Origin of the sequence: Bradyrhizobium sp. JR4.1, from assembly GCF_040548605.1 — a bacterium.
Lineage (GTDB): Bacteria > Pseudomonadota > Alphaproteobacteria > Rhizobiales > Xanthobacteraceae > Bradyrhizobium > Bradyrhizobium canariense.
Genome location: NZ_JBEPRY010000026.1, coordinates 1 through 25,758 on the forward strand (window position 1 = coordinate 1; position 25,758 = coordinate 25,758).

Genomic DNA, 25,758 nt, shown 5'->3' on the forward strand with positions numbered 1-25,758 from the left:
CTTCCGGTGCCCTGCAGACGACCGCAGGCGCCAAGAACTCGTCGATCGTGGCCGGCGCGCTCAACCTCTCGACCGGTGCGAACGCGGATCTGTCGGTCACCGGGTCGGGCAATGCGTTGTCGGCCCTCGGTCTCACCGGCTCCACCGGCACCGGCACCGCCTTCACGGCGAGCCGGTCCGCAGCGTCGGGCAGCATCTCGGGCAAGACCTTGACCTTCGCCTCCTTCAATGGCGCCACGGCGGTCAACGTCACCTTCGGCGATGGCACCAACGGCACGGTCAAGACGCTCGATCAGCTCAACACGCAGCTGCAGGCGAACAATCTTGCGGCGACAATCGATGCCAATGGCCTGCTCACAATCTCCGCGACCAACGACTATGCCTCGTCGACGATCGGCTCGGCCGTCGCTGGTGGTGCGATTGGCGGCACGATCACAGCGTCGCTGACCTGGACGAACGCGACCACGCCGACCGTCGATGCCGTTGCTCAGGCTACCCGTTCCAACCTGGTCGCCCAGTACAACAACATCCTGTCGCAGATCGACACCACGTCGGTCGACGCGTCCTTCAATGGCGTCAACCTGCTCAACGGCGACCAGCTCAAGCTGGTGTTCGACGAGACTGCGAAGTCGAGCCTGAGCATCACCGGAGTGACCTTCAATTCGAAGGGTCTGGGTCTGGCCGGCCTGCTCCAGGGCACCGACTTCATCGACAACGCCGCGACCAACAAGGTGCTCGTCAGCCTGAACGCGGCCTCGAGCACGCTCCGGTCGGAAGCTTCGACCCTCGGTTCGAACCTCTCGGTCGTGCAGATCCGGCAAGACTTCAACAAGAACCTGATCAACGTGCTCCAGACCGGCTCGTCCAACCTGACGCTGGCCGACACCAACGAGGAAGCGGCCAACAGCCAGGCGCTGTCGACCCGCCAGTCGATCGCGGTCTCGGCGTTGTCGCTGGCCAACCAGTCACAGCAGGGTGTGCTCCAGCTGCTCCGCTAATAAGCAACTGAAATCACAAGAAAAATACGGCGGCGGGGCCTCGGCTCCGCCGCTTTTTTGCGTGTGCGGAGACCGTGCAGATGCTGCAGCCGAGGCCGGGAAGGGACGCTAACCCGGCATTAACCGTATCCCTTAAACCGTCGTTAACCATACTTTAAAGGACAGCCCCTAAGAGTGGACAAAAGCCCGCTTTCCAGATCGGCGAGCCCCGATTCGTACCCGGTTCAAGAGGAAGACCCGCCAATGTCCAACATCGTTCTCTCGGCGTCCGTTCGCCAGAACCTGTTGTCACTGCAGTCGACGGCCGACCTGCTGGCCACGACACAGCAGCGCCTCTCGACCGGCAAGAAGGTCAACACGGCGCTCGACAACCCCACCAACTTCTTCACCGCGCAAGGGTTGGACAACCGGGCGAGCGACATCAGCAACCTGCTCGACGGCATCAACAACGGTGTGCAGGTGCTGCAGGCGGCCAATACCGGCATCACCTCGCTGCAAAAGCTGATCGACAGCGCCAAGTCGATCGCCAACCAGGCGCTGCAGACCACGGTCGGCTATTCGACCAAGTCGAACATCACGACGACGATTCCGGGCGCGACGCCGGCGGATCTGCGCGGCACCACGAGCTACACCTACGCCACCGCAACCGGCAACGTCGTCACCGACGGTACTGCTGGCGGTACGACTCCGATTACGGGCACGACCACGCTCGGCGGCATTTCGCAATCCCTGACGGGGCTTGCCGCTCCCGACGGTGTCCCCACTCCGGCAAGCCTTGCTGCAAACCTCACCCTTCTCGGTCCGTCCAGCGCTAGCACCATTGCGGCCAATGGTGCACCGACGGACGGCGATGTCGTGATCGTCGACGGCAAGACCATCACCTTCAGGGCCGGCGCTGCACCTGCGGCGGCCAGCGTTCCCGCCGGTTCCGGCAGGAACAACAACGTTGTCACCGACGGCAATGGCAATTCCACCGTTTACCTCGGGACAAGCGCCGTCCCGGCTGCAAAAGTCCAGGACGTGATGGACGCGATCGATCTCGCGACCGGCGTGCAAAAGGCAGCCATCACCGGCGGCACCGCGACATTATCGCTCTCGTCGGGCGCCGTCGCCTCCATCGCCGTCGGTCAGCTCACCCTCACCACCGGCACGGGCGCCGACCTCAGCATCACCGGCAAGGCCGACTTCCTCAAGGCGCTTGGCCTTACGACCGCGACCGGCTCCGGCAATGTCAATGTGAGCAAGGCGCGTCTGACGAGCCCCACGACGCTGGGCACGCTCATCAATGACGGCTCCACGCTGAACGTTGATGGCAAGACCGTCTCGTTCAAGAACGCTGCGGTTCCTGCTGCCGCTCCGACGGGCTCCACCAAGATCGGCAACATCGTAACCGACAACAACGGCAACTCCGTCGTCTATCTCCAGGGCGCCAGCGTTCAGGATTCGCTGAACGCGATCGACCTGGCGTCGGGTGCCGGCATCGTCAGCGGCGCCGCCGTGGTTGCGGCCAGCGGTTCGTCTCTGTCCACCGTCGTCAACGGCGCGCTCAAGCTCAGCACCGGCACCACGGCGGATCTATCGATCACGGGAACCGGCAATGCGTTGTCCTCGTTCGGACTGACCGGTCCGACCGGCACCGGCACGGCCTTCACCGCGGGCCGCGCGCCCGGAGCGGGCAGCATCTCGGGCAAGACCTTGACCTTTACCTCGTTCAACGGCGGCACGCCGGTCAACGTGACCTTTGGCGATGGCACCAACGGGACTGTCAAGACGCTTGATCAACTGAACTCTCAGCTGCAGGCGAACCACCTGACGGCGACGATCGACGCCAACGGCGTGCTCACGATCACCACCGTCAACGAGTATGCCTCTTCGACGCTGGGCTCGATAACTGCCGGGGGCGCGGTCGCCGGCACCATCACGGGTGTGATCGCTTTCACGACCGCCCAGCCGCCGATCCAGGATCCGGTCGCGCAGACGGCGCGCTCAAACCTGGTCAACCAGTTCAACAACATCCTGGCGCAGATCGATACGACGTCGCAGGATGCCTCATTCAACGGCGTGAACCTGCTCAACGGCGACACGCTGAAGCTGATCTTCAACGAGACCGGCAGCTCCACGCTCGGCATCAACGGCGTGGTCTTCAACGCGGCGGGCCTCGGCCTCAGCAACCTCGTCAACGGTATCGACTTCATCGACAACGGCGCCACCAACAGGGTGCTGACCAGCCTGAACGCGGCCTCGAGTACGCTGCGCTCGGAAGGTTCTGCGCTCGGCTCCAACCTGTCGATCGTGCAGGTGCGTCAGGACTTCTCCAAGAACCTGATCAACGTTCTGCAGACCGGCTCGTCCAACCTGACGCTCGCCGACACCAACGAGGAAGCGGCCAACAGCCAGGCGCTGTCGACCCGCCAGTCGATCGCGGTGTCCGCGCTGTCGCTGGCCAACCAGTCGCAACAGAGCGTGCTGCAGCTGCTCCGCTAATTTCGCGGCGCAAGCTCGCTCATCGATTTCGCGGCGGGGCTAAGGCTCCGCCGTTCATTTTACGGAGATCGCTAAGGCAGGATTAGCTGAGATCGACGCACACCGCGCGTGACGTGTTTACAGCGTGCACATGCGCGTCTAGCTTCACGATGACGAAGAACTCCGAGACCCGTAATAATCCGGAGTGCTTCCAAGCACACATGTAAGCAAATCTTAAGCGGTGCTGCCTAGGGTCGGGAAAGAAATCCTTAAGCGCGTTCAACGGGCTAGGTAACCTCCAGGGTGTGATTGATGTCGAATTCCGCTGCCTCGGCCTACGCGCGTGTTGCAACGACCACCGCATCTCCTCGCGACATCGAAGCGCAGACCCTGCTCAAGGCCGCGAACAAGCTTCAGGATGCGATCAACAGCGCCGAGCCGTTCAGCGAGCAGACCACGCAGGCCCTGATGTTCAATCGCAAGCTCTGGACGATCTTTCTGGGCGAGGCCATGCGCGAGAACAATCCGCAGCCGATCGAGGTCCGGCAGAAGATCGCCAACATCAGCGTGTTCGTGCTGAGCCAGACCGCCGCGCTGCAGATGAGCCCGCAGTTCGATCACTTCCGTCCCCTGATCGAGATCAACCGCAATATCGCCGCTGGTCTGTCCGGCCGTCCGTGATCGAGCACGGCTCGTTCCGCGGCGGCAATATCAAGTTCAAGTGACGGATAGCGGCAAGGCGCAGATCAACAACGTCGTCACCGGTCCCGCGACCGTTCGAGCGATCTCGATGTTGCCGTTCCGACGCTCGACGCCTGATGGTCAGGCGCTGCGGTCCGTGCTGGCCGGACGCGAGGGCTCGGATTTCAAATCCTGCGCATGGAAATAGGCCCGCCGGCGCAGCATTGCTTCGTCGGGGAACTGGTTCACCACCGCGTCGGTCCTGTCGTTGACGACCTGGAAGACGAACGACGCCGCCGCCTGGTCGAACACGACCTGGCGTGAGATGTTCTCGTTGCTTCGCAAATCATTGCGTGCAGGCGCGCTCGCATCGCCAGCGGCCACTGTCTGACTCACGGGCAGATCGGTTTGCACGGCCTCGTTCGCCGCCGCATTCGACGTCGTTACGATCTGCACGGCAACCGGTATCCCCACCGGCCTGATGCTGAAATCTGTACTCATGGCAGCCTCCTGGTTGCCTCACGTGAGTCAAATCCCAACCCCTCTCAATACGCAACCATGGAACACCGGGATTGAACATCCGGTAAGGAAACGTGCCTAACCGCGCGACGATGTTGCCCCGCGGTTTTTCGTAAAATTGTCGTTTGTTACTGCGCGCGCTCAGAGCGAGCGGCTGACCGCGAGCGGCGTGATGTGGCGTGGGCCCGGCGTGGCGCGGCGTCCCGCGGCCGTGTAGGTGTTCGGCACGTTGCGCTTCTGGATCTCGGCGTTGACGCCGCGCACGACGCTCTCCGACACCGCGTGAGCGGTTGCGAGCACGGTGAGATTGACCTGGAGCATCGCGCGGAATGCATCGTGGTGCCGGTGCAGCGTCGAGAGCAGCTCGGGCGCGGATTTGGCGAGCTGGGCCTGGTTCGCCTTCAACTGGGTGACGGCGCCGACATAGTTTCGCGACAGCTCCTGCTTCTTGCTCTCGAGGGTCATCGCCTCACGGACCTGGCCGGCACGTACCAGCTCGGTCTCGCGCTCGATCAGGCCGAGCAGGGCACTCATCGCATCCATCAACTGCTCGGCGATCTTGCGCGCCTCGGCGCTGCCGGGTGCGGTGTTCGGGCGCTGCGCTTGCACCGGCTGACGCGAGGCGTTGAAGTGGTTCATCTCGTTTGACCTTATGCCGTGCGGATCGTTTTTGCCTGCTGCATGATCAGGGTGCGATAGACGTCGGTGGCGATGCCGACGCCGCCGGCGTTGGCGAAGTTCTTGGAATATTGCTCGGTCAGCATTGAGCGCCACACGCCGGTGCCAGGGGTGTCGCCGAACGGGCCTTCGCCCTTCAGACCCGAGGTCATCTGCGAGAACATGCTGTTGAGGAACATCGCCTCGAAGTCGGTGGCGATCTTCTGCGCCTTGGCCTGCTGCTTCGGCGAGACCTTCTGCAGTGCCGCGGCGAGATCGAAGTCCGGGCGGCCGTTGCGGCTCTCCACCGAGAAGGCGGAGCTGGAGACGCGTGCGGTGTTGACCATGCCGGCCTGCATCACATCACCTCGATGTCGGCTTCGATCGCACCGGCGGCCTTGATCGCCTGCAGGATGCTGATGAGATCGCGCGGGCCGATGCCGAGGCCGTTGAGGCCGTCGACGAGCTGCTGAAGCGAGACGCCGTCCTTGACGACGGCGAACTTCTTGCCGTCCTCGGTGACGCTGACGCTGCTGCGCGGCGCGACCACGGTCCGCCCCCGCGACAGCGGGTTGGGCTGGCTGACCTGCGGGCTCTCGGAGATCGTGACGGTGAGGTTGCCCTGTGCGACCGCAACGGTGGCGACGCGGACGTCGCGGCCCATCACGATGATGCCGCTGCGTTCGTCGATGATGATCTTGGCGGCGAGATCCGGATCGACCTGGAGCTGCTCGATCTCGGTGAGAAAGGCGACGACGTTGCCCTTGAACTCCGGTGGGATCGCAAGCTGCACGGTCGATGGGTCGATCGGCTCGGCGGTCTTGACGCCGAGATAGTCGTTGATCGCGGCGGCGATCCGCTTGGCCGTGGTGAAGTCGGCATTGCGCAGCGCAAGACGGACGTTCGGCAGGCGATTGAGCGCGAACTCGATCTCCCGCTCGATGATGGCACCGTTGACGATGCGTCCGACGGTCGGCACGCCACGCACGATTTTCGCCGCCTCACCCTCGGCCTGGAAGCCGGATATCGCGAGCGAGCCCTGTGCGACCGAATAGACGTTGCCGTCGGCACCGAGGAGTGGGGTGACGAGCAGGGTGCCGCCCTGGAGATTCTTGGCGTCGCCGAGCGCGGAGACGGTGACGTCCATGCGCGTGCCCTGGGTGGCGAAGGCCGGCAGATTGCCTGTCACCATCACGGCGGCGACGTTGCCGGTGCGGATGGTGGCGCCGCGGATGTTGACGCCCATGCGCTCGAGCATCGCTTGCAGCGACTGCTTGGTGAAGGGGATGTTGTTGAGGGTGTCGCCGGTGCCGTTGAGGCCGACGACGAGGCCATAGCCGATGAGCTGGTTCTGCCGCACGCCTTCGATGTTGGCGAGATCCTTGATGCGCGATGTCGCGCTTGCAGAATTGGCCGAGAGCACCAGCGCTGACAGCGCGGCGCAGGCCACCCCCACAAGTCTCACCCAACGAACGCTTGGCATCCTCTGCTCCCCGAGGCTCCTCAAATCAAAGAACCATCGCGACACTCCCATGACGAGCTGGTCCGACGCTGTCCTTGCGAGCGCTGTGCCAACTCGGGGCAGCGGGGGTAGGTAGCTGAATAGGTTGAATAAATCTGTTTCGAGCGACCTCAGCCTGTGTTGTCCCTGAGGAGCGAAACTGCCGCCTGTCGGCAGATTTTGCCGGGCTGTTTACGGGCCGTTAACCATAAAACGGCGAATGTGGCGCATCGATCACCCGGATTGCTTCCGATGCGCATCTACGGACCGAACGGCACCACGCTTGGAACGCCGGCCAGCCAGGCCAGGCGGACGAGCTCCGGCACCTTCGTGCTACCCGACACCTCGTCGGCGCCGGAGATGCGGGGCGCCGCCGCACCGAAGGCCGCCGCCAACATCGACGGGCTGCTCGCGCTGCAAGGCATCGAGGAGGATCCCGTCGAGCGTCGCAAGCGCTCGGTCGTGCGCGGAAAGACCGCGCTCGACGTGCTCGACGATCTCAAGATGGGACTTCTCTCCGGCAAGCTCGACGCCTCGACCGTGATGCGGCTGCGTGACGCTGCGGCGAACCTGAAATCGTCCTCCGGCGAGGCCGGCCTGGATTCGGTGCTGTCCGAGATCGAGCTGCGCGTCGAGGTCGAGCTCGCCAAGGCCGGGCAGGCCTAGCGTCTTACGCCGCTTCATCCTTCAACTGCACGTCATAACGGCGCTGAGCGGCGAGCACGTCTTTCAGATTCTGTTCGGCCCAATCGCGCAGCGGATCGACGGCGGCGGCGAGCGTCACGCCGAGCTGCGTGATCGAATATTCCACGGTCACCGGCACGGTTGCGATGGCGTGACGCTTGATCAATCCGTCGCGCTCGAGCGACTTGAGAACCTGGCTCAGCATCTTCTGCGAAATGCCTTCGATCGTGCGGCGCAACTGATTGAAGCGCATCGGCTTCTCGCGCAGCAGCAGCAGGATCAGCACCGCCCATTTGTCACCGACGCGGTCGAGGATCTGTCGCGTGGGGCAGTTCGCTGCATAGACGTCTGGCTTCATCGTCGGGTCCTCACGATCCATTCCGCTCATTTGCCGGCCGCCGCCGGTTACTCCTGTGTAATCAGGTAAGCACAAAGTGCTCTCTTAACACCAGCGCTCTTTGCGATATCTAGTCACCATTGGTTACTACAGAAGCAAAGGAGCCTTCCATGAAAATCGCAGTTGCCGGCGCCTCGGGCCGGGCCGGGTCGGAGATCACCAAGGAATTGTCCCGCCGCGGGCACGCGGTTACGGCCATCGCCCGCAACCCCGAGAAGATCGCGGCCCTGCCGAACGTCACCCCCACCAAGGGGGACGTGCTCGACCAGTCAGGCCTTGCCAAGCTGTGGGCCGGGCACGACGTCGCCGTGAGTTCCGTGCACTTCCTGGCCAGCGACGCGCTCAAGCTGATCGGCGCGGCCAAGGATTCGAAGGTCGGTCGTTACCTCGTCGTCGGCGGTGCCGGCAGCCTGGAGGTCGCTCCGGGCGTCAAACTGGTGATAACTCCCGGCTTTCCGGCTCAGTACAAGGCTGAGGCGGAGGCGGGTTCGGCCTTTCTCGACCTGCTGCGGCAGGAAAAGGAGCTGAACTGGACCTTCATCTCGCCGTCCGCCCTGTTCGTCGAGGGAGAGCGCACCGGCAAGTTCCGGCTTGGGACCGATCAGCTTCTCGCAGATGCGAACGGAAAGAGCTGGATCAGTTTCGCGGATTACGCCATCGCGCTCGCCGACGAGATCGAGCGGCCGGCCCATGAGAGGCAGCGTTTCACGGTCGGCTACTAGGCCATCGGCCGCCCCCGGGTCCTCCAGGATAAACCTTTCCTGTGCAAGGGCTTGGGGGCGCCGGTCGGGCGATCAGGGAAACATTGTCTGTCACAGGAGGCCGCTATATAACGCCCCGCTCAGCGGACCCCGTCCGCGTACGAGTCGTTGCTTAGACAGATAGGCCGCCCTTGGAAAAGTTGAAAAACTACCGACCGACCGAAAAAGAGCCTTTCATGAACGACAGGCAGAAGGAGTACTTCCGCCTGAAGCTCCTCGCCTGGAAGGATGAGATCCTCAAAGAGTCCAAACTCACCCTGCAGGCCCTGCAGGAGGAGAACGTGAACCACCCCGACCTCGCCGATCGGGCATCGTCCGAAACCGACCGCGCCATCGAACTCCGTGCCCGCGACCGCCAGCGCAAGTTGATCGCCAAGATCGACGCCGCGCTCCAGCGTATCGAGGACAACACCTACGGCTATTGCGAGGACACCGGCGAGCCGATCTCGTTGAAGCGGCTCGAGGCCCGTCCCATCGCGACGCTCTCGGTGGAGGCGCAGGAGCGCCACGAGAAACGCGAGAAGGTCTATCGCGACGAATAGAGTCCGAGCCGCAGCGATGCGGCTCTTTGTTTTTGAACGCAAGGCGCGCCTTTTCGCGCCGTGATCAGCATTTTGCCTGTCGCTTGCAACCGCGCATTCGGCGCGCGAGCGCAATCGCGAAAAGTGAATCGCGATCAATGGGCTAGACTCAACTCCTCCGAGCTCACGTGAGTTCGGATGAGAAACAGCCTTCACTTCAGGTGCGGGAGGTTTTGCGAGTCGCATCAAGGACATCGACTCGAATGCTGAGGCACCGATCCAGCAGCTTCACGCATTGCTGCAATCAGGCCTGATGCGACGCTACAAGGCGCGCATCCCGATAAAGCCCGGACCAGCTCAATATTTCCTTAAACGCCGGCACAGCCCGTGTGGCTTGCCATGATGTGCCCGATCAGCGTTCGCAGCTCATCCAGCTTGGGTTGGCGATGACGTGCTGCCGTGGGGTCTCTTGCGCTTGTCACGCCCCGGCGGGGATGCTGAAGTGCCGCCCTCGATTGTGGTGTGTAGGAGGCGGCGCCGATGGACAGAATTCTCGCAGCCGCAAAGGCGATCGCGCTGGCGCGCCGCAACCATGCACCGCTCGCGGCGCTCGAAGTTCCTCCGGCCGATGAAGCCGAGGGCTATCAGGTCCAGCGCGCGCTGCACGATCTACTGCTGCCGCATATCGGCCCGCTGGTCGGTTACAAGATCGGCTGCACCAGCCAGGTGATGCAGGAATACATCGGCATTCCGCATCCTTGCGGCGGCGGCGTGTTCCAGAAGGGCGTCCACGACAGCGGTGTGCGGCTCGCGGCTGCCGACTATGTCCGCGTCGGCGTCGAATGCGAGATCGCGGTGCGGCTGAAGCGCAATCTCGCCGCCGGCGAGGCGCCGTTCACGGCCGAATGGGTCGGCGAAGCCGTCGAGGGCTATCATCCCGCGATCGAGATCGTCGACGACCGCTATGTGAAGTGGGAAACGATGGGGGCGCCGACGCTGATCGCCGACGATTTCTTCGCCGCCGGCTGCGTGCTGGGTGAGGTCGTGCCGCGCTCGTCGGTGCCGGACCTGAAGGCGGTCAAAGGCCGCGCCATCGTCAACGGCGAAGAGGTCAGCCACGGCACCGGCGCCGACGTGCTCGGCCATCCCCACAACGCACTCGCCTGGCTTGCCAACCATCTCGCCGCCGAGGGCAAGGGTCTGCACGCGGGACAGCTCGTGCTGACGGGGAGCCTGGTCAAGACGCTGTGGCTGAAACGCGGCGACAAGGTGCGAATGGAGCTGGACGGGCTGGGGACGGTGGAGGCGGAGTTTACGTAGGCGCTGCGGGCGCGCTGCGGGCACTACGTTGTCATGCCCCGCGAAGGCGGGGAATCCAGTACGCCGCGGCTTCTCGGTTCATCACTGACGTCTCGAAATACTGGATCGCCCGCCTTCGCGGGCGATGACAGTTGAGAGGGCGGATAGGGAGAGCGGCGTCGCTGCAATCGCGCGTGCCCGACGCGCTGTATGCAGCCGTCGCAAAATACATGCGGCCCTCGCCAGGGGAGCTAGCGAGGGCCGCGTCGTACATCGTCGTCCGCGCCTAGGTTCGCGAACACGATGTGGGAGCTCGGGAGAAGCTAGAAGGGTAGCAGCACGTCCATGACTTGCTGGCCGTAGCGCGGTTGCTGCACGTCCATGATCTGGCCGCGGCCGCCGTAGGCGATGCGGGCCTGCGCGATCTTGGTGGAATCGATGGTGTTGTCGCTCTGGATGTCTTCGGGACGGACGATGCCGGCGACGATGAGCTCGCGGATTTCGTAGTTGACGCGGATCTCCTGCTTGCCTTCGACCACGAGGTTGCCGTTGGGCAGGACCTGGGTGACGACGGCCGCGACGTTGGTCTGCAACGCTTCCTTGCGGTCCACGCTTCCTTTGCCCTCGCTGGACGCGGTCGAGTCGGCGGTGAGGATGCGGCCGGGCAACACCTTCTGCGCTTGGGCGCCCAATGTCTTGGCGCCGATGAAGTCGGTGATTCCGGAATCTTCCTTGTTGGTGCGGCTGCGCTGGGTGTCGTTTTCGATATTTGCCTTGTCGGTGATGTTCACGGCCACCGTCAGGAGATCGCCGACCTGATGGGCGCGCTGGTCCTTGAAGAAGGCACGGCTGCCGTTGCGCCACAGCGAGTTCGGATTGTAGGAGGCGACTTCCGGCTTCGGCATCGGCATCTGCACCGGCTTGTAGCCGGGCTGCGTCGTCGGATTGTCGATCGCCGACAATTTCGGCTGCTCGCCGATCTGCGACAAACGGTCGATCGAGGAGCAGCCGCTCGCCAACGCGCAAGTCGCCAGCAGCAGGGCGGAGATCGCGATGCGACGAAGAGGAAAAGCCGAACTGAACGTGGACATGACTTACTCTGACTTGGCTGGAGCTTGCGAGACGCGAACTTGCGGGATCTGGGCTTGTGCGATCTGGGCCGGGGATGCCGGGGTCTGGACCAGGTTCCGGACGAGGGCTGCGGTATCGACGGGGGCGGGCGCCTCGTCGCGCTTGAGCGAGGAGGTCTGCTCGACCGCGGCCGGCATTGGCGCGGCCTGGCTGGCGCCCTGGACTGTCACCTGGCCGCGGCCGGTGACGACGCCGCTCAGCGTGCGCTTGGTCTGCAGATTGAGCACGCTGATGGTGTCGCCCTCGGCGCCGCTCTCGATCGCCTTGCCGCGCGTGGTGAGGTAGATTCCGGGGACCTGGTAGATGACGGTGACGTTCTGGTCGCGCTGCACGAAGTCGGGCTTGACGATGTCGGCGACGCGGATGGGAGTGCCCGCCCGCATCGGCCGGCGGAGTTGCATGCCGAGCGTGCGATCGCGCGAGGCGGCCTCACCGGTGACCTCGGCCTTCGGCCGGCGCTCCATGGCGACGTCGGACGCCTTCAGGAGATCGACGCGATCGATATCGCGCGTCAGCACGGCCACTTCCACCGTCTCGATCGCGGTGCCGGTGAAACGCAGCTTGGTCGGTGCCGGATTGTTGTCGTTGTTGATCTCGAAGGCGATGTCGAAACGCCCGCTGCGGGCGTCGTAGCGGGTTGCCACCGGCTGCAGCACGCCGGTATTGGAGGCATCCAACCGCATGTCGGCAATGCCGCGGTCGAACGTGACGGTGATGTTGGCAGCATCGCCAAGTCCAAAGCGGCGCTCGAGCGCTGAGGCGACCGCGGTTTCGAGGTCCTTGTTCACGAGCGTGCGGGCGAGACGGGTGACCTGGACCTCCTTGATGTCGCCGGTCATCACGCCGATCACCTGCTTTGCGCGCAACACCGCCAGCACCTGGGCGACCGGCAGCGCACCAGTGGTGCCGAGATCGGGCGAGCGGTAGACCGGGATCAGCGCGGCCGAGCCGGCATTGTCGATGAGATCGCCGACCCGCACCACGTCCGAGGTCACGGTGATGCTCGCGCGCAGCGTCGGCGTCGCGATGAAATCGTCGGCGGCCCGTGCGGGCAGCGCCAGCACGAGGAGAGCGGAGATCGTGGCGAGGGTGGTGCGGATCATCGTCATCACCTCAGCGGAACAACGCCGTGGTCGACTGCATCATCTGGTCGGCGGCGCTGATCACCTTGGCGTTCATCTCGTAGGCGCGCTGGGCGGCGATCAGGTCGCTCATCTCCGAGACGACGTCGACATTGGCTTGCTCGAGGCTGCTCTGCGTGATGTTGCCGAAACCTTCGGAGCTCGCGGTACCGTCCTGCGGCGGGCCGGAGGAGGGCGTCTCGGTGAACTGATTGTTGCCGACCGGCTGGAGGCCCGCCTTGTTGATGAATCGGGTCAGGCCGATCTGGCCCTGGACGGCCGAGGTCGAGGAACCTGGCAGCGTCACGGAGACCTGGCCCTGCACGTTGATGGTGAGGCCCGAAGCGTTGTTCGGGATCGTGATCGTCGGTTGTACCGGGTTGCCCTGCGCGGTGACGATGCGCCCCTGATTGTCCATCTGGAAGGTGCCGTCGCGGGTGTACTGGTAGCTGCCGTCGGGCATCAGGATCTTGAAGAAGCCTTCGCCCGTGATGGCCATGTCGAGGTCGTTGCCGGTCTGCGACAGCGTGCCCTGGGTCATGCTGCGCGGCGTGCCGACGGTCTTGACGCCGCCGCCGATGTCGACGCCGACCGGCAGGATGGTGCCCTGGTCGGACGATTGGGCGCCGACGCGGCGGACGTGTTCGTAGATCAGGTCCTGGAACGCCGCGGTCTGCTTTTTGAAGCCGGTGGTGCGCAGGTTCGCGATGTTGTTGGAGATCACCTGAACGTTGAGTTCCTGTGCCGCCATTCCGGTTGCTGCGGTGTGAAGCGCCTGCATGTCAGTTCTCCCTCAATCAGGCCGGAACGTCGGCGAGCTTCTCGATCGCCGACTTGTGCATGTCACTCTGCTGCTGGAGCAGGTTGGCGATGGCGGTGTAGCTGCGCATGACTTCGACCATGCGGCTCATCTCACCGACCGAGTTCACGTTCGACTTCTCGACATAGCCCTGCTGCACGGTCGACTTGGTGTCGGTCTGCGGGACCGCGGAGCCGATGTCGTAAAGGTTGGCGCCGAGCTTGGTCAGCTTGGCCGGATCGTCGAACGAGGCCATGCGGATCTTGCCGCGGATCGAGTCGTTCTTGGCCGTGCCCTCGAGTACCGTGACGGTGCCGTCCGGCGCGACGTTGATGTCGTGGTCGGTCGGCTGGAAGGTGATCGGGCCGCTGGTGCCCAGCACGAGGTTGCCGTCGGAGGTGACGAGCTGGCCGGTGTTGTTGAGCGAGAATTTGCCGTCGCGGGTGTAGCGCTCGGCGCCATTGGCCTGAACCGCGAAATAGGCGTTGCCGCTGATCGCCATGTCGAGTGGATTCTTGGTCGGCTCCATCGGCCCCTGGCCGACGTCGCGGAAAGTGCCGCGGTCCTGCACATAGGAGACCCGGCGGTCGGAGCCGACGAAATTGTCCTCACGCGCGTTCGAGTTGAGGTACTCCTCGAACAGCGAATGGTCGGCCTTGAAGCCATTGGTGTTGGCGTTGGCGACGTTGTTGGCGATGACATCCATCTGCCGTTCCAACGTCATCTGTCGTGACAAGCCGATCAGAAGCGCGTTCTGCATCGGAAATCTCCCCTGAGTGAGATCTGCCAGCTCGCTCTCCCAAGCGCCTTGGCCGATCCCGTGAACGAGACCTCGGGTTCTCCCAAACCCTGGGTCTCGATCCTTTCTCAGCGAAACTCGTGCCAAGCTGGAAAATTGTGTTGTTTCAGTCTCTTGTCTGTTTTTCGAGGGCGCGGGGAGGCGGCAGAAAGGGTCTGTTAGCCATGTTTGCCCGGCAGATTTTTCCTAGTGAAGGCCCAATCGAAAGGTTCCGTTAACCATTATTACCGTAGCGTTTGCGCGTAAGAGGAGCACTGCGCTGGGGCATTTGTATCGCGTCACTGTCTGCCAGGAGCTTCGCTCTTTCGACCCATTTGAGAGATGAGCGAGCGCGGCGATCATGGCAGAGAATGAAGCGGAAGGCGGCGGAGCCGCTGAGGGCGCGGAAGCCGCTCCGCCCAAGAACAAGTTCAAGCTGATGATCATGGTGGTGGGCCTGCTCGCCGTTCTCGGCGGCGGCGCCGCGACCTGGTTCTTCTTTTTCCGTCACGGCGACGACGAGCATCACGCCGAGGCGGCGCCTCCGCCGAAGCCGCCGGCTTTTGTTGAGGTTCCCGACATCATGGTCAACCTCGCCGGCGCGCCGGGCGAGCGCGTGCAATATCTGAAGCTCAAGATCGTGCTGGAGCTGAAGGAAGAGAAGCAGGTCGAGGCGATCAAGCCGACGATGCCGCGCATCACCGACATCTTCCAGACCTATGCGCGCGAGCTGCGCTCCTCTGACCTCAACGGTTCCGCCGGCATCTTCCGCCTCAAGGAAGAGTTGACCAAGCGCGTCAACGCGGCGGTCGCTCCGGTCCAGGTCAGCGCGGTGCTGTTCAAGGAAGTCGTGATCCAGTGAGCATGACGGGCTAGGGATCATGGCAGGCACCGACCAACCAGACCAGGATGCAATTGCCGCCCAATGGGAGGCCTCGCTCGATTCCGAGGATCCCGCCGAGGCCGCGAAGGCTGCTGCCGAAAACGAACTGTCCGAGACCATGGCCCTGCAATGGGCGGCCATGGTCGAGGATGGCAGCCGCGATCTCGGCGCCGGCAAGAATTCCGGCGAACGGGTGCTGTCGCAGGAGGAGATCGACAACCTCCTCGGCTTCGCGGTCGGCGACGTCACGCTCGACGACCATTCCGGCATTCGCGCCATCATCGATTCGGCGATGGTCTCCTACGAGCGTCTGCCGATGCTCGAAATCGTCTTCGACCGCCTGGTGCGGTTGCTGACGACCTCGTTACGCAATTTCACCTCCGACAACGTCGAAGTCTCGCTCGACCGCATCACCTCGGTGCGCTTCGGCGACTACATGAATTCGATTCCGCTGCCCGCCGTCCTCACCGTCTTCAAGGCCGAAGAGTGGGACAATTTCGGCATGGCCGTGGTCGATTCCAGCCTGATCTACTCGATGATCGACGTGCTGCTCGGCGGCCGCCGCGGCTCGAGCCAGCTGCGCATCGAGGGCCGGCCCTACACCACGATCGAGACGGAGTTGGTCAAGCGGCTGGTCGAAGTCGTCATGACCGATGCCGAACAGGCGTTCCGGCCGCTGTCGCCGGTGACCTTCACCATCGACCGGCTCGAGACCAACCCGCGTTTCGCCGCGATCAGCCGTCCTGCCAACGCCGCGATCCTGGTGCGCCTGCGCATCGACATGGAAGATCGCGGCGGCAACATCGAGCTGTTGCTGCCTTACGCGACCATCGAGCCGATCCGGGGCGTCCTGCTCCAGATGTTCATGGGCGAAAAGTTCGGCCGCGACCAGATCTGGGAAGGCCATTTCGCCACCGAGATCGTCCAGGCCGAGATCTCCGTCGACGCCGTGCTCTACGAAGCCGACATTCCGCTCAAGCAGTTGATGCGGCTGAAGGTCGGCGACACGCTGCCGCTGGACATGCGCGCGGATGCCAACGTCACCGTTCGCTGCGGCGACGTCACAATCACCGAAGGACGCATGGGCCGGGTCGGCGATCGCGTCGCGATACGGGTGACGAAACCCTTGCGCAAGCCAAGTACGACACTTGCGATGTTCGAAAAGGTCGACGAGCAGAACAAGATGATGGAGGCCCCATGAACCACTCCCTAGGAATGGCGATCGAGACGCTGGTGGCTATCCTGCTGATGCTGACCATCGTCTACTGCGTCACGCTCAACAAGCGGCTGACGCGGCTGAAGGCGGACGAGCATTCGCTGAAGGCGGTCATCGGCGAGCTGATCACCGCAACCGAGATCGCCGAGCGCGCGATCGGCGGGCTGAAGCTCGCCGTGCGCGACGTCAACGAGAACCTCGGCAGCCAGCTCGCGTCGGCGACCCAGATGTCCGAGCAGCTCTACAAGCAGCTCGGCGAAGCCGATAATGTGGTGCGGCGCCTGTCCAAGATCGCGATCGCCGCGCGCCCCGTGACGAACCCGGAGACGGTCGCCGCGCCCGCAGCCAAGCCCTCGTCGGCGAAGGCGGTGGCGGCTGCGGCCGAAGCCTTCTCCGAGCGCCGACGATCCAACGGTCTTGCCGCATAAAGTCAGGGTATGAAGTCTTTTCGCAACATCCGCGTCATTCCGATCGTGCTGGTTGCCGTTGCTGGCCTCGCCACGCTGAAGGTCACGGGTCTTGTGATCAATGGCGGCTATGTCTTCGACTACAAGCCGAGCCAGACCAAGAAGTCCTGGGCGCAGGAGAATCTGAACTTCCCGGCCAGCCGTGAGGATCCCGACATCACGGGCTCGACCCATGGCGCGCCGAAGGAGGCGCCGAAGCCGGCCGCACCCGACACCAAGTCCGAAGGCGCCGCCGTCAAGGAGGAAGCCCAGTCGCAGATCTCCGCCTCGGAGCGCGCGATCCTGGAACGCTTGCAGTCGCGCCGCCAGGAGATCGAGGCCCGCCAGCGCGAGATCGACATCCGCGAGAGCCTGTTGAAATCCGCCGAGAAGCGCATCGAAAACAAGGTCGAGGAGATGAAGGCGGTAGAAACCCGTATCTCCGCGACACAGGCCGAGCAGAAGGCCGCCGAAGCCCAGCGCATGAAGGGCCTCGTGACCATGTATGAGGGCATGAAGCCCAAGGACGCCGCGCGGGTCTTTGACCGGCTCGAGATGGGCGTGCTGATCGAGATCGCCTCGCAGATCGCGCCGCGAAAAATGTCGGACATCATGGGATTGATGTCCCCGGAGGCCGCCGAGCGGCTGACGGTCGAGATGGCCCGCCGGGCCAATGGCGGCGGCGATCAGTCCGCTTCGGCCGGCGAGCTGCCCAAGATCGACGGCAAGCCGACGCAAAAGCCGAATTGAGGGCTCATACTTAAGAAGTCCTTAATTGCCAAAATCTACAGTCTGGGGCAGGGGCCGGCACCAATGCCGGCGTGGACCGTCGAACCGGAAGAAATGCCGCCAATGGCGCGAGAGGCTGCCGCTGGATTTGTGTCGCGAGCCCGCGCCCTGGCGCGGAGGCTGTCGCGTCATGTCCGCGCGGCGCCGCTGCTGGCAGCCAGCCTGCTGATCGGCTTCACGGCGCCTGTCCGGGCGGCCGATGCTGTCAGGGGCGAGGCGACTTTCTCGGCCAGCGGCGGCTTTGCCCGTCTCGTGATCAAGCTCGGGGAGGACGTCCCCTCTGAGGTGACGACGGCCGGCTCCATTCTCGTCATCCGCTTCGACCGGGCGGTCGACGTGCCCGTCGACCGCGTCCCGGAAGGCGCGCCCGACTACGTCAACTCCGCCCGCCGCGATCCCGATGGCGGCGCCATCCGCCTGTCGCTGGCGCGGCGCGTTACCGTCAACACCATGAATGCCGGCGAACGAACCTTCATCGACCTCTTGCCGGAGGGTTGGAAGGGACCGCCGCCGAGCCTGCCGATGGACGTGGTCAAGGAGCTCGCCGAACGCGCGCGCGTTGCCGAACGGGCGCTGCGCGCCCAACGCGCCGCGGCGGAGAGCAAGAAGCGTCCGCAGATCCGCGTGCGCGCCTCGGTGCAGCCGACCTTCGTCCGCTTCGTGTTCGAGATGCCGGACGGCGTCGGCGTATCCTCCGTGCTCAACGAGCAGAAGCTCACGCTCGCCTTCAACGCCAACCTGAATTTCGATCTGGCGGACGCAGTCGTCGCAGCGCCGCCGAACGTCGCCTCGATCAAGCAGAAGGCCGACATCGACCAGACCAGTGTCGAGATCGCGCTGATCGGCGATTCCGACGTGCATTCGTTCCGCGACGAGAAGAACTACGTCGTCGACATCTCCTTCCAGCCGGACAAGAGCAAGATGGCCAATTCGGCCGAGGCTGCGATCGCGCAGGCCAAGCCCGCCGCTCATGGACCGGCGCCTGCGCCTGAAAAGCCGGCCGAGAAGCCGAAGGACGCGCAGCGCGAGATCGCGCCGCCGACCTCCGAGGCGATCGCGCGCGAAGCCAGGATCGACGTCAAGCCCGAGTTGAAGGCGGAAGCGCCCGCCGCCATGCCGCCCGCTGAAGCGCCGAAATCGGTGCCGGCTCCGGCGTCCGAAGCCGCGCACGCTGCGCAACCGCCCAAGGACGAGCCCAAGGAAGTTTCAAAGACGGTCGCGCCAGTTGCCGAAACTGCGGTCGCGCCTGCCAAGCCGGTCATGGCCGAAGCGCCTCAAGAGGTCGTGAAGGAAGCTGCCAAGGAGCCCGTCAAGGAGCCGGTCAAGGAAGCCGTCAAGGCCGCGCCAGCAGAGGCGCCCGCCGCGCCACCACAGCCGAGTGTTGCCAGCGTCGATGTCCGCCGCGACAGCGACGGCCTGCGCGTGACCTTCCCGCTTCAGGTCGCAACGCCTGCGGCAGCGTTTCGCCGCGGCGACACCGTCTGGCTGGTGTTCGATACGACGAAGCCGATCGACGTCGAGGCGATCCGCACCAAGGGCGGTGCGATGATCGGCGAGGTCGGCCGCGTCCCGCTCGAGAAGGGACAGGCGGTGCGCATCCGTCTCACCCGGCCGCTGGTCTATTCGCTGACGAGCGAGGAGGTCGGCAAGCAGACCAACTGGCTCTTGACCCTCGCCGACAAGATCCAGGCGACGCCGTTGCCGCTGATGATCTCGCGCAACATCACCGACCCAGCGCTTGCCAACATCGCGATCCCCTTCGCCAATCCGGGCCTCCTGCACAAGCTCACCGATCCCGATGCCGGCGATACGCTCTATGTCGTCACCGCGCAGCGGCCGGTGCGCGGCTTCATCAAGCGGCAGGACCTCGTCGATCTCGCGCTGCTGGAGTCCGCGCATGGCATCGCGATCCGGCCGAATTCCGACGAGGTCGGCGTCGAGGTGGGAGCCGACAAGGTCATCCTCGGCAAGAAGGGCGGGCTGACGCTGTCGCCGGTCGACATCTCGGCCGAGCGCGCGCCCACCGCAGTGCGGCCGGTCTTCAGCCCCGAAGCCTGGCGCAAGGGCCAGTCGGAAAATTTCATAGCGCGCCAGAACGAGCTGATCACGGCGATCTCCAACGTCGAACCGGCGATGCGTTCGCTGCCGCGGCTCGACCTCGCGCAATTCTACATGTCGCGCGCGATGTATCACGAAGCCAAGGCCGTCACCGAATTGATGCTGGCCGATCCCCTCAACAAGGAGGAGAGCGGTGCGCTGATCATGCATGCGATCGCGAGCATCCTGATCGGCCGGCCGGCACAGGGCCTGAAGGACCTCGCCAACCCCGTGATCGGCAACAGTCACGATTCTCAGCTTTGGAAGGCGCTCGCCTATGCGCGCCAGGGCAAATGGGCGGACGCGCGCGAGAAGTTCAAGAACGTCGAATTCGCCATCGCCTCGCTGCCGCTCGACATCCAGCGCATCGTAACGATGGAGGCGATGCGCGCTTCGCTCGAGGTGAAGGATTATGCCGGTGCCTCCAAGCGCCGCAGCGAGCTCGAGGTGGTCGGCGTCTCGCCCGAGGCAGCGCCCGGCTTCGCGGTGCTGCGCGGCCGGCTCGCCGAAGCGCTCGGCCACGACAAGGACGCGCTCGACGACTACAAATTCGCGGTCGGCTCGTCCGACCGGCCGGCCGCGGCCGAGGCCAAGCAGCTCGAAGTCGCGCTGCGGCAGAAGCGCGACGAGATCGGCAAGGAAGACGCGCTGCGCGAGCTCGAAACGCTCGCGATGACCTGGCGCGGCGACTCGATCGAGGTCAAGACGCTCCAGATGTTGTCCCAGATGTTTGCCGAGAACGGGCGCTACCGGGATGCGCTCACCGCGGCGCGTACCGCGACAAAGCTGCAGCCGAACGCGGAAGCCTCGCGCCAGGCGCAGGACCTCGCCTCCGACCTGTTCACGCAGATATTCCTGGGGCCCAAGGGCGACGAGCTGCCGCCGATCGAAGCGCTGGGGATGTTCTACGAGTTCCGCGAGCTGACGCCGATCGGCCGCCGCGGCGACGAACTGATCCGGCGCCTCTCGGACCGTCTCGCCTCGATCGATCTGCTCGACCAGGCCGCCGAGCTCCTGCAATACCAGGTCGACCACCGCCTCGAAGGCGCGGCGCGTGCGCAAGTCGCCGCGCGCCTCTCCATGATCTATCTCGCCAACCGCCGACCCGACATGGCGATCACGGCGTTGCGCGCGAGCCGTATCAGCGACCTCTCAGGCGAGCTCAGGCAGCAACGGCTGCTGCTGGAGGCGCGTGCCCAGAGCGACGTCGGCCGCCACGATCTCGCGCTCGACATCGTCTCCAACGTTACAGGACGCGAGGTGCTGCGGCTGCGCTCGGACATCTTCTGGGCGGCGCGGCGCTGGCGTGAATCCGCCGAGCAGATCGAGCTCTATTACGGCGAGCGCTTCCGTGACTTCAAGCCGCTCAACAGTGTGGAGAAAAGCGACATCATCCGCGCGGCTGTCGGTTATGCGCTCGCCGACGACTCGATCGGCATGTCGCGCTTCCGCGAGAAATATGCGCCGCTGATGAGCGAGAGCGCCGATCGGCTCGCCTTCGACATCGCGAGCAAACCGACCGGCGCCTCCAGCGCAGAGTTTGCCGATATCGCGAAGCTGGCTGCCAGTGTCGACACGCTCGACGGCTTCCTGCGCGAGATGAAGCAGCGCTTCCCCGACGCCACCGCCCGCGCGCCGGCCTCTCCGCAGGCCAAGGACGAGTCCGACCACACCGGCTCGTTGCCCACGATTCCCGTCGTGCGGCAGATCAAGATGACGCGGTAGTTTGCAAGATCGTTAGCCAGCAGCACAGCGGATCCGCCACGGCGTCGGTTCTTTGCGCTTTTCAAAATCTCAAAAATGAGATAATGTCGATCCGTGTCCTGGCGGGTTGAAATTCTCGATGAGGCCGTCGCCGCAGAGATTGCGGCTCTGCCGGCCGATATGCAGGCACGTTTTCTGCGGCTCGCAGAGCGCATCGCTTCAGCAGGCTGGAGAGCCTTAGCGAGCCACACGTGAAACATCTAGAGGGGAAGCTCTGGGAACTGCGCTTGGCCGGTCGCGATGGAATTGCCCGCGCATTATACGTGACTGCGATCGGACGCAGAGTGATCGTTGTGCGCGCGTTTGTGAAAAAGACACAGAAGACGCCGCGTTCCGAGATCGAGCTCGCGCTGCGAAGAGCAAAGGACGTCTCATGACGATCGCTTTTGAGAAGCTGAAGGCGCGTCTGCTCGCCAACCCGAAGGTGAAGGCGGAGTATGACGCGCTGGCGCCCGAGTTCGAGATCGCTGCCGAACTGCTCAGGGCCCGCTTGCGTGCTGGTCTTTCGCAAGCGGAACTCGCGGCTCGGATGGGCACCAGTCAATCTACGATTGCCCGGCTCGAAAATGGCCAGACCCTGCCCAGCACCAAAACGCTTCTGCGCTTCGCCGAGGCGACAGGCAGCAAGATGCATGTGAGGCTTTCGGCAGCGTGATGCAGGTCAATGCGACCTCACCGCATGCTGGTGCTGATTGGCGATCAGTTCAGCAAGCAGCACGACGTGTAGGGGGAGGACGGGCGCTGCCGTATCGCGGGAAGCGCTGCTGGTCGCCCCATTCTCCGTCATCGCGAGCGCAGCGAAGCAATCCAGCGTCTGTCCGCGGCGGCAGCCTGGATTGCTTCGTCGCAAGAGCTCCTCGCAATGACGGGGAGATAGCAGGGCCAAGTCGAGTGCGGGAGGGATGCAAGGCCGGCTCCGCAGTTCGCCCCTGGGCACGCGCCCGCTAACCTCCGTAACTCTGTACCAGACTCCCTGCCACCAGCGACCAGCCGTCGACGAGCACGAAGAAGATCAGCTTGAACGGCAGCGAGATGGTTGCGGGCGGCAGCATCATCATGCCCATCGACATCAGCACGGACGCGACGACGAGGTCGATGATCAGGAAGGGAAGGAACAGCAGAAAGCCGATCTCGAAGGCACGTTTCAGCTCCGAGATCATAAAGGCGGGGACGAGGATGCGTAAGCCGAGCTCGTCGGGGGTTGCCGGCGGCGGCTCGCCGGAGAGATCCAGGAAGAGCTTGAGGTCCTTCTCGCGCACGTTCTTCTGCATGAAGCCGCGCAGGGGGACGGAGGCGCGCTGAAGCGCGTCTTCAACGCCGAGCTGATTGGCGACCAGCGGACGGATGCCTTCGTCGTAGGATTTTTGCAGGACGGGTCCCATCACGAAGAAGGTGAGGAACATCGCCAGCGCGATGATCACCGAGTTCGGCGGGGCGGTCGCGGTGCCCATCGCGGTGCGCAGCAGCGACAGCACGACCACGATGCGCGTGAACGACGTCATCATGATCAGGATCGACGGTGCGATCGACAGCACCGTCAGCAGCGCGATCAGCTGGATCGCGCGCTCGGTGACGCCGCCACCGCCAGCGCCTCCTCCGCCGAGATTGATGCTGATATCCTGCGCATGCGCCGGCATCGCGAGCGAAGCCGCGCCGATCAGGACAGAAAGAAGAAAAACTCTACGCGGGAGGGCCGGCAGCCTCACGAAGACGGCTTCGGACGGCCGAGCAACGAGGCCATCTCGTCTTCGAGATTTTCAAAGCTGGTCTTTTCCGGAGCCGGCTTTGCGGGAGGGGCCGGGGGTGCCGGCGGCTCGCTGCGGGCCACACGCGGAGGAGCGGCCGGGGGCTCCGGGGCGACCGGAGGGGCAAGCGTCTCGCCGGCGGGGCGGCGGAGTGCTGCTTCGAGTCGCTGCGCCATCTCCGCGAGATTTTGCTCGGCGCTCGATGGCGCCGCAGGAGCGGGCGCTGGCGGCGGAACGGGCGGAGCCTGCGGTACGGGCGGAGGTGGTGCGGCGACGCGCTCGGCGCGCACTGGCGGCGCCTTCACCGGCTCGCTCTGGCGCGGCGGACGCGGCATCAGAGGGGGTTCGTTGCGCGCAACGCGCGGCGGAACAGGTTCGGGACGAAGCTCGCGCTCGGGGCGCGGCGCGATCGGCTCGGAGGTGAAGCCGGCCGGTGGCGGCTCGTTGCGGCGTTCGGCCAGCGCGGGAGCGGGCCGGCGCACTTCGTCGGCAAAGGACGGGCGCGCGGGCCGCGGTGGCGGCTCGGGCATGTGCGGCTCGGGATGATCGAGCAGCTCGGGCCGCGGTGCTTCGTCGGCCCAGCTGCTGCTATCATGCATCGGCGCGAGACGCGGCGGCTCGGCAGCATTGGAGCGCTGCGGGAGCTGGTCGCGGCCGGGCGCTGCGCGCACGATGTTGGGTTCGACGACGATGTCCGTGGGGCCGCCGATCATCAGAAGATGCTCGACATTGTCACGCCGGACCAGCACCAGACGGCGGCGGCCGTCGACTGCGGCGGCATCGATCACGGCGAGCCGGGGCATCCGGCCGCGCTGGGTGTTGGCGCCGAGCCGGCTGGTGGCGAATCGGCGAACCAGCCATGCAGCGACGCCGATCAACGCCAGAACGACGATGAACGCGACGATGAAGGTGATAGGACTGCCTTGCATACTTGTCCCCGACAAATGGCGCTTGTCTCGGGCCCGTGGTCAGATGCGCCAACCACTGGCTTACGTTGCCCCAAACTGCGATTTCTTAACGTCCCACGGCAAGTTTTGCCGTCCCCAACTCTTAATAACCCATGAATCGCTCGATCCAAAACGACTTCTTGGCCTGTGCATGCGCCGCCAAGCGGTTGGGTTAATGCCGCTTTTGGAGGCGTAGAATCACGGGGCGTGCGCATTCGTGTCCCGGCGGGGGACAACTGCCTGCGACCTCCTTAACCAGCTGTTAACCATACAGGCGGCAAATTCTGCCTAGCTTCGGACCCATGGGTCCTGCGAGGCGGAAGGAGCCGCAACGATGTCCATCAACGATCTTCCGGTGCTATCGGCACTTCGCACCAAGATGCAATGGCACCAGGAGCGCCAGCGCGTCCTTTCCGAGAACGTCTCCAATTCCGACACGCCCAAATTCCGGCCGCGCGACCTGGTCGAGCCGAAGCTGGACAAGAGCGGTGCCGTCACGGGTTCGATGGGCCCCTTGGCGCTCACCCGCACCAGCGGTTCCCACATGGCGCCGTCAGGCGCGGCCTCCGGATTCGACCAGAACAAGAATGCGGGTTTTGAGACCCGCCCCGCGGGCAACGCCGTCAATCTCGAAGAGGAGATGATGAAGGCCGCCAGCAACCAGATGGATTATGCGGCGGTGACCTCGCTCTATTCGAAGAGCCTGCATCTGCTCAAGACCGCGATCGGCAAAGGCTAGAGCTAGAGGAAGCGCATCATGGCGAATGACAGCAGCGACTTTGCCCGCTCGATGGCGATCGCGACCTCCGGTCTGCGGGCGCAGGCCGGGCGCATGCGGGTGATCTCGGAGAACATCGCAAATGCGGATTCGACGTCGCAGACCGCCGGCGGCGATCCTTACCGGCGCAAGGTGCCGACCTTCTCCTCGGCGCTCGACCGTACACTCGACGCGCAGGTCGTCACCCTCGGCAGGATCAAGCCCGACCAGTCCAATTTCCGCACCAAATACGAGCCGAACAATCCGGCGGCGGATGCGACCGGTAACGTCAAATATCCGAACGTAAACTCGGTGGTCGAGATGACCGACATGCGCGACGCGCAGCGGTCGTACGAGGCCAATCTCAACATCATCAGCGCGACACGCCGGATGATCCAGCGCACCCTCGACATCCTCAAGAGCTGAACAGGACATTTGAACCATGGCAACACCGACAATTGCCGCCAACGCCTATGCAAACCTCGCTCGCGTGCTGGAGAACAGCGGTGCCAGCAAGGGCAGCGAGCCGAGCGGGCAGTCCTTCGCCTCTCTTCTGAAAGACACTGTCGGCAGCGTCCTGGAGTCCGGCCGAAAATCCGATGCGCAGACGGTGGCGATGGCCGCCGGCAAGGCCAATGTGATGGACGTGGTGACGGCGGTCGCAGACACCGACGTCGCCGTGTCGACGCTGGTCTCGGTCCGCGACCGTGTGATCGCGGCCTATGAAGACATCATGAAGATGCCGATCTGATTTTTGGCGCTCGCGCCCGCCCCAACCGTCATTGCGAGCGCAGCGAAGCAATC

Annotated in this window: 28 protein-coding genes; 17 read left to right on the forward strand and 11 right to left on the reverse strand. The window is 64.4% G+C overall.

Annotated features, from left to right (window positions below):
- From ABIB90_RS33915 to flaF, 3 genes are all read left to right on the forward strand, one after another.
- Positions 1-998, forward strand: a 998-nt coding sequence (locus ABIB90_RS33915) for a DUF1522 domain-containing protein (protein WP_354202248.1), incomplete at its 5' end; no start/stop codon positions are given.
- A 243-nt stretch (positions 999-1,241) separates the two neighbouring features.
- Positions 1,242-3,482 (forward strand): DUF1522 domain-containing protein, encoded by a 2,241-nt coding sequence (locus ABIB90_RS33920; RefSeq protein WP_354202249.1) that lies wholly within the window; start codon positions 1,242-1,244, stop codon positions 3,480-3,482.
- A gap of 291 nt (positions 3,483-3,773) precedes the next feature.
- Positions 3,774-4,142: a flagellar biosynthesis regulator FlaF gene (gene flaF, locus ABIB90_RS33925; protein WP_007602113.1), complete on the forward strand. Its 369-nt coding sequence runs from the start codon at positions 3,774-3,776 to the stop codon at positions 4,140-4,142.
- A 141-nt stretch (positions 4,143-4,283) separates the two neighbouring features.
- On the opposite strand, the gene ABIB90_RS33930 is transcribed toward flaF, so the two are convergent.
- The 4 genes from ABIB90_RS33930 to ABIB90_RS33945 form a co-directional block, all read right to left on the reverse strand.
- On the reverse strand, positions 4,284-4,643 hold the full coding sequence (locus ABIB90_RS33930) for a hypothetical protein (protein ID WP_007602114.1): 360 nt from the start codon (positions 4,641-4,643) through the stop codon (positions 4,284-4,286).
- 159 nt (positions 4,644-4,802) lie between these two features.
- Positions 4,803-5,300 carry a hypothetical protein gene (locus ABIB90_RS33935; RefSeq protein WP_027518929.1) on the reverse strand — a complete coding sequence of 166 codons (498 nt, stop codon included), beginning with the start codon at positions 5,298-5,300 and terminating at the stop codon, positions 4,803-4,805.
- An 11-nt stretch (positions 5,301-5,311) separates the two neighbouring features.
- The gene (flgJ, locus tag ABIB90_RS33940) at positions 5,312-5,677 is read right to left on the reverse strand and encodes a flagellar assembly peptidoglycan hydrolase FlgJ (protein WP_354202250.1); all 366 of its coding nucleotides are present in this window, start codon (positions 5,675-5,677) and stop codon (positions 5,312-5,314) included.
- Positions 5,677-6,801: a flagellar basal body P-ring protein FlgI gene (locus tag ABIB90_RS33945; RefSeq protein ID WP_219685064.1), complete on the reverse strand. Its 1,125-nt coding sequence runs from the start codon at positions 6,799-6,801 to the stop codon at positions 5,677-5,679. Before ABIB90_RS33945 ends, flgJ begins: the two co-directional genes overlap by 1 nt.
- A 270-nt stretch (positions 6,802-7,071) precedes the next feature.
- On the opposite strand from ABIB90_RS33945, the gene ABIB90_RS33950 reads away from it, so the two are divergent.
- Positions 7,072-7,485: a flagellar assembly protein FliX gene (locus tag ABIB90_RS33950; RefSeq protein ID WP_354202251.1), complete on the forward strand. Its 414-nt coding sequence runs from the start codon at positions 7,072-7,074 to the stop codon at positions 7,483-7,485.
- 4 nt (positions 7,486-7,489) lie between these two features.
- Here ABIB90_RS33950 and ABIB90_RS33955 read toward each other — a convergent pair whose 3' ends face one another.
- Positions 7,490-7,861 carry a winged helix-turn-helix transcriptional regulator gene (locus ABIB90_RS33955; protein ID WP_354128037.1) on the reverse strand — a complete coding sequence of 124 codons (372 nt, stop codon included), beginning with the start codon at positions 7,859-7,861 and terminating at the stop codon, positions 7,490-7,492.
- 149 nt (positions 7,862-8,010) lie between these two features.
- Here ABIB90_RS33955 and ABIB90_RS33960 point away from each other — a divergent pair, with 149 nt between their 5' ends.
- The 3 genes from ABIB90_RS33960 (at position 8,011) to ABIB90_RS33970 (ending at position 10,502) form a co-directional block, all read left to right on the forward strand.
- Complete coding sequence (locus tag ABIB90_RS33960; protein WP_354128038.1) at positions 8,011-8,622, forward strand: NAD(P)-dependent oxidoreductase; 612 nt, start codon at positions 8,011-8,013, stop codon at positions 8,620-8,622.
- A 215-nt stretch (positions 8,623-8,837) separates the two neighbouring features.
- Positions 8,838-9,203: an RNA polymerase-binding protein DksA gene (gene dksA / locus ABIB90_RS33965; protein ID WP_008554760.1), complete on the forward strand. Its 366-nt coding sequence runs from the start codon at positions 8,838-8,840 to the stop codon at positions 9,201-9,203.
- Positions 9,204-9,722: 519 nt separating this feature from the next.
- A complete protein-coding gene (locus tag ABIB90_RS33970; RefSeq protein ID WP_354202252.1) occupies positions 9,723-10,502 on the forward strand; it encodes a 2-keto-4-pentenoate hydratase in 780 nt (259 codons plus the stop codon).
- Positions 10,503-10,804: 302 nt separating this feature from the next.
- Here the strand turns inward: ABIB90_RS33970 and flgH are convergent, their stop codons facing one another.
- From flgH to flgF, 4 genes are read right to left on the reverse strand one after another with little or no spacing between them, the layout of a single operon-like run.
- Positions 10,805-11,572, reverse strand: a complete 768-nt coding sequence (flgH, locus tag ABIB90_RS33975; RefSeq protein WP_007602129.1) for a flagellar basal body L-ring protein FlgH — start codon at positions 11,570-11,572, stop codon at positions 10,805-10,807.
- Positions 11,573-11,575: 3 nt separating this feature from the next.
- Complete coding sequence (gene flgA / locus ABIB90_RS33980) at positions 11,576-12,715, reverse strand: flagellar basal body P-ring formation chaperone FlgA (RefSeq protein WP_007602130.1); 1,140 nt, start codon at positions 12,713-12,715, stop codon at positions 11,576-11,578.
- Positions 12,716-12,725: 10 nt separating this feature from the next.
- Entirely contained in the window at positions 12,726-13,514 is a 789-nt protein-coding gene (flgG, locus tag ABIB90_RS33985; protein ID WP_007602131.1) for a flagellar basal-body rod protein FlgG, read from the reverse strand.
- Positions 13,515-13,530: 16 nt separating this feature from the next.
- Positions 13,531-14,292 (reverse strand): flagellar basal-body rod protein FlgF, encoded by a 762-nt coding sequence (flgF, locus tag ABIB90_RS33990; protein WP_354202254.1) that lies wholly within the window; start codon positions 14,290-14,292, stop codon positions 13,531-13,533.
- A 379-nt stretch (positions 14,293-14,671) separates the two neighbouring features.
- Here flgF and fliL point away from each other — a divergent pair, with 379 nt between their 5' ends.
- From fliL to ABIB90_RS34025, 7 genes are all read left to right on the forward strand, one after another.
- A complete protein-coding gene (fliL, locus tag ABIB90_RS33995) occupies positions 14,672-15,172 on the forward strand; it encodes a flagellar basal body-associated protein FliL (RefSeq protein ID WP_007602133.1) in 501 nt (166 codons plus the stop codon).
- A 19-nt stretch (positions 15,173-15,191) separates the two neighbouring features.
- Positions 15,192-16,394 carry a flagellar motor switch protein FliM gene (gene fliM, locus ABIB90_RS34000; RefSeq protein WP_007602134.1) on the forward strand — a complete coding sequence of 401 codons (1,203 nt, stop codon included), beginning with the start codon at positions 15,192-15,194 and terminating at the stop codon, positions 16,392-16,394.
- Positions 16,391-16,837 (forward strand): DUF6468 domain-containing protein, encoded by a 447-nt coding sequence (locus ABIB90_RS34005; protein WP_007612299.1) that lies wholly within the window; start codon positions 16,391-16,393, stop codon positions 16,835-16,837. Before fliM ends, ABIB90_RS34005 begins: the two co-directional genes overlap by 4 nt.
- 9 nt (positions 16,838-16,846) lie before the next feature.
- Positions 16,847-17,605, forward strand: a complete 759-nt coding sequence (locus tag ABIB90_RS34010) for a MotE family protein (RefSeq protein ID WP_219685048.1) — start codon at positions 16,847-16,849, stop codon at positions 17,603-17,605.
- A 63-nt stretch (positions 17,606-17,668) separates the two neighbouring features.
- A complete protein-coding gene (locus tag ABIB90_RS34015; protein ID WP_354202255.1) occupies positions 17,669-21,466 on the forward strand; it encodes a tetratricopeptide repeat protein in 3,798 nt (1,265 codons plus the stop codon).
- 230 nt (positions 21,467-21,696) lie between these two features.
- Positions 21,697-21,882: a type II toxin-antitoxin system RelE/ParE family toxin gene (locus ABIB90_RS34020; RefSeq protein WP_354202256.1), complete on the forward strand. Its 186-nt coding sequence runs from the start codon at positions 21,697-21,699 to the stop codon at positions 21,880-21,882.
- Complete coding sequence (locus ABIB90_RS34025) at positions 21,879-22,160, forward strand: helix-turn-helix domain-containing protein (protein WP_354202257.1); 282 nt, start codon at positions 21,879-21,881, stop codon at positions 22,158-22,160. The genes ABIB90_RS34020 and ABIB90_RS34025 overlap by 4 nt, the downstream gene beginning before the upstream one ends.
- Before the next feature lie 289 nt (positions 22,161-22,449).
- Here the strand turns inward: ABIB90_RS34025 and fliP are convergent, their stop codons facing one another.
- Both fliP and ABIB90_RS34035 read right to left on the reverse strand, forming a co-directional pair.
- Entirely contained in the window at positions 22,450-23,211 is a 762-nt protein-coding gene (gene fliP, locus ABIB90_RS34030; protein WP_035994574.1) for a flagellar type III secretion system pore protein FliP, read from the reverse strand.
- Complete coding sequence (locus tag ABIB90_RS34035; RefSeq protein ID WP_354159239.1) at positions 23,208-24,179, reverse strand: flagellar biosynthetic protein FliO; 972 nt, start codon at positions 24,177-24,179, stop codon at positions 23,208-23,210. The genes fliP and ABIB90_RS34035 overlap by 4 nt, the downstream gene beginning before the upstream one ends.
- Positions 24,180-24,531: 352 nt before the next feature.
- Here ABIB90_RS34035 and flgB point away from each other — a divergent pair, with 352 nt between their 5' ends.
- From flgB to fliE, 3 genes are read left to right on the forward strand one after another with little or no spacing between them, the layout of a single operon-like run.
- Positions 24,532-24,936: a flagellar basal body rod protein FlgB gene (flgB, locus tag ABIB90_RS34040; protein ID WP_007602147.1), complete on the forward strand. Its 405-nt coding sequence runs from the start codon at positions 24,532-24,534 to the stop codon at positions 24,934-24,936.
- An 18-nt stretch (positions 24,937-24,954) separates the two neighbouring features.
- Entirely contained in the window at positions 24,955-25,380 is a 426-nt protein-coding gene (gene flgC, locus ABIB90_RS34045; protein ID WP_007602149.1) for a flagellar basal body rod protein FlgC, read from the forward strand.
- A gap of 16 nt (positions 25,381-25,396) precedes the next feature.
- Positions 25,397-25,705 carry a flagellar hook-basal body complex protein FliE gene (gene fliE, locus ABIB90_RS34050; RefSeq protein WP_247459505.1) on the forward strand — a complete coding sequence of 103 codons (309 nt, stop codon included), beginning with the start codon at positions 25,397-25,399 and terminating at the stop codon, positions 25,703-25,705.
- The last annotated feature ends 53 nt before the right edge of the window (positions 25,706-25,758 follow it).

Coding starts and splice junctions, on each gene's coding strand:
- ABIB90_RS33930 (WP_007602114.1), bottom strand. CDS start 4,643: ATGAGTACAGATTTCAGCATCAGGCCGGTGGGGATACCGGTTGCCGTG.
- ABIB90_RS34010 (WP_219685048.1), top strand. CDS start 16,847: ATGAAGTCTTTTCGCAACATCCGCGTCATTCCGATCGTGCTGGTTGCC.
- ABIB90_RS34035 (WP_354159239.1), bottom strand. CDS start 24,179: ATGCAAGGCAGTCCTATCACCTTCATCGTCGCGTTCATCGTCGTTCTG.
- ABIB90_RS33935 (WP_027518929.1), bottom strand. CDS start 5,300: ATGAACCACTTCAACGCCTCGCGTCAGCCGGTGCAAGCGCAGCGCCCG.
- flgA (WP_007602130.1), bottom strand. CDS start 12,715: ATGATCCGCACCACCCTCGCCACGATCTCCGCTCTCCTCGTGCTGGCG.
- ABIB90_RS34015 (WP_354202255.1), top strand. CDS start 17,669: ATGCCGGCGTGGACCGTCGAACCGGAAGAAATGCCGCCAATGGCGCGA.
- flgH (WP_007602129.1), bottom strand. CDS start 11,572: ATGTCCACGTTCAGTTCGGCTTTTCCTCTTCGTCGCATCGCGATCTCC.
- flgJ (WP_354202250.1), bottom strand. CDS start 5,677: ATGCAGGCCGGCATGGTCAACACCGCACGCGTCTCCAGCTCCGCCTTC.
- ABIB90_RS34025 (WP_354202257.1), top strand. CDS start 21,879: ATGACGATCGCTTTTGAGAAGCTGAAGGCGCGTCTGCTCGCCAACCCG.
- ABIB90_RS33950 (WP_354202251.1), top strand. CDS start 7,072: ATGCGCATCTACGGACCGAACGGCACCACGCTTGGAACGCCGGCCAGC.
- flgG (WP_007602131.1), bottom strand. CDS start 13,514: ATGCAGGCGCTTCACACCGCAGCAACCGGAATGGCGGCACAGGAACTC.
- fliE (WP_247459505.1), top strand. CDS start 25,397: ATGGCAACACCGACAATTGCCGCCAACGCCTATGCAAACCTCGCTCGC.
- fliL (WP_007602133.1), top strand. CDS start 14,672: ATGGCAGAGAATGAAGCGGAAGGCGGCGGAGCCGCTGAGGGCGCGGAA.
- ABIB90_RS33955 (WP_354128037.1), bottom strand. CDS start 7,861: ATGAAGCCAGACGTCTATGCAGCGAACTGCCCCACGCGACAGATCCTC.
- flgC (WP_007602149.1), top strand. CDS start 24,955: ATGGCGAATGACAGCAGCGACTTTGCCCGCTCGATGGCGATCGCGACC.
- flaF (WP_007602113.1), top strand. CDS start 3,774: ATGTCGAATTCCGCTGCCTCGGCCTACGCGCGTGTTGCAACGACCACC.
- ABIB90_RS33945 (WP_219685064.1), bottom strand. CDS start 6,801: ATGCCAAGCGTTCGTTGGGTGAGACTTGTGGGGGTGGCCTGCGCCGCG.
- ABIB90_RS33920 (WP_354202249.1), top strand. CDS start 1,242: ATGTCCAACATCGTTCTCTCGGCGTCCGTTCGCCAGAACCTGTTGTCA.
- flgB (WP_007602147.1), top strand. CDS start 24,532: ATGTCCATCAACGATCTTCCGGTGCTATCGGCACTTCGCACCAAGATG.
- ABIB90_RS34005 (WP_007612299.1), top strand. CDS start 16,391: ATGAACCACTCCCTAGGAATGGCGATCGAGACGCTGGTGGCTATCCTG.
- fliM (WP_007602134.1), top strand. CDS start 15,192: ATGGCAGGCACCGACCAACCAGACCAGGATGCAATTGCCGCCCAATGG.
- dksA (WP_008554760.1), top strand. CDS start 8,838: ATGAACGACAGGCAGAAGGAGTACTTCCGCCTGAAGCTCCTCGCCTGG.
- ABIB90_RS33970 (WP_354202252.1), top strand. CDS start 9,723: ATGGACAGAATTCTCGCAGCCGCAAAGGCGATCGCGCTGGCGCGCCGC.
- ABIB90_RS33960 (WP_354128038.1), top strand. CDS start 8,011: ATGAAAATCGCAGTTGCCGGCGCCTCGGGCCGGGCCGGGTCGGAGATC.
- flgF (WP_354202254.1), bottom strand. CDS start 14,292: ATGCAGAACGCGCTTCTGATCGGCTTGTCACGACAGATGACGTTGGAA.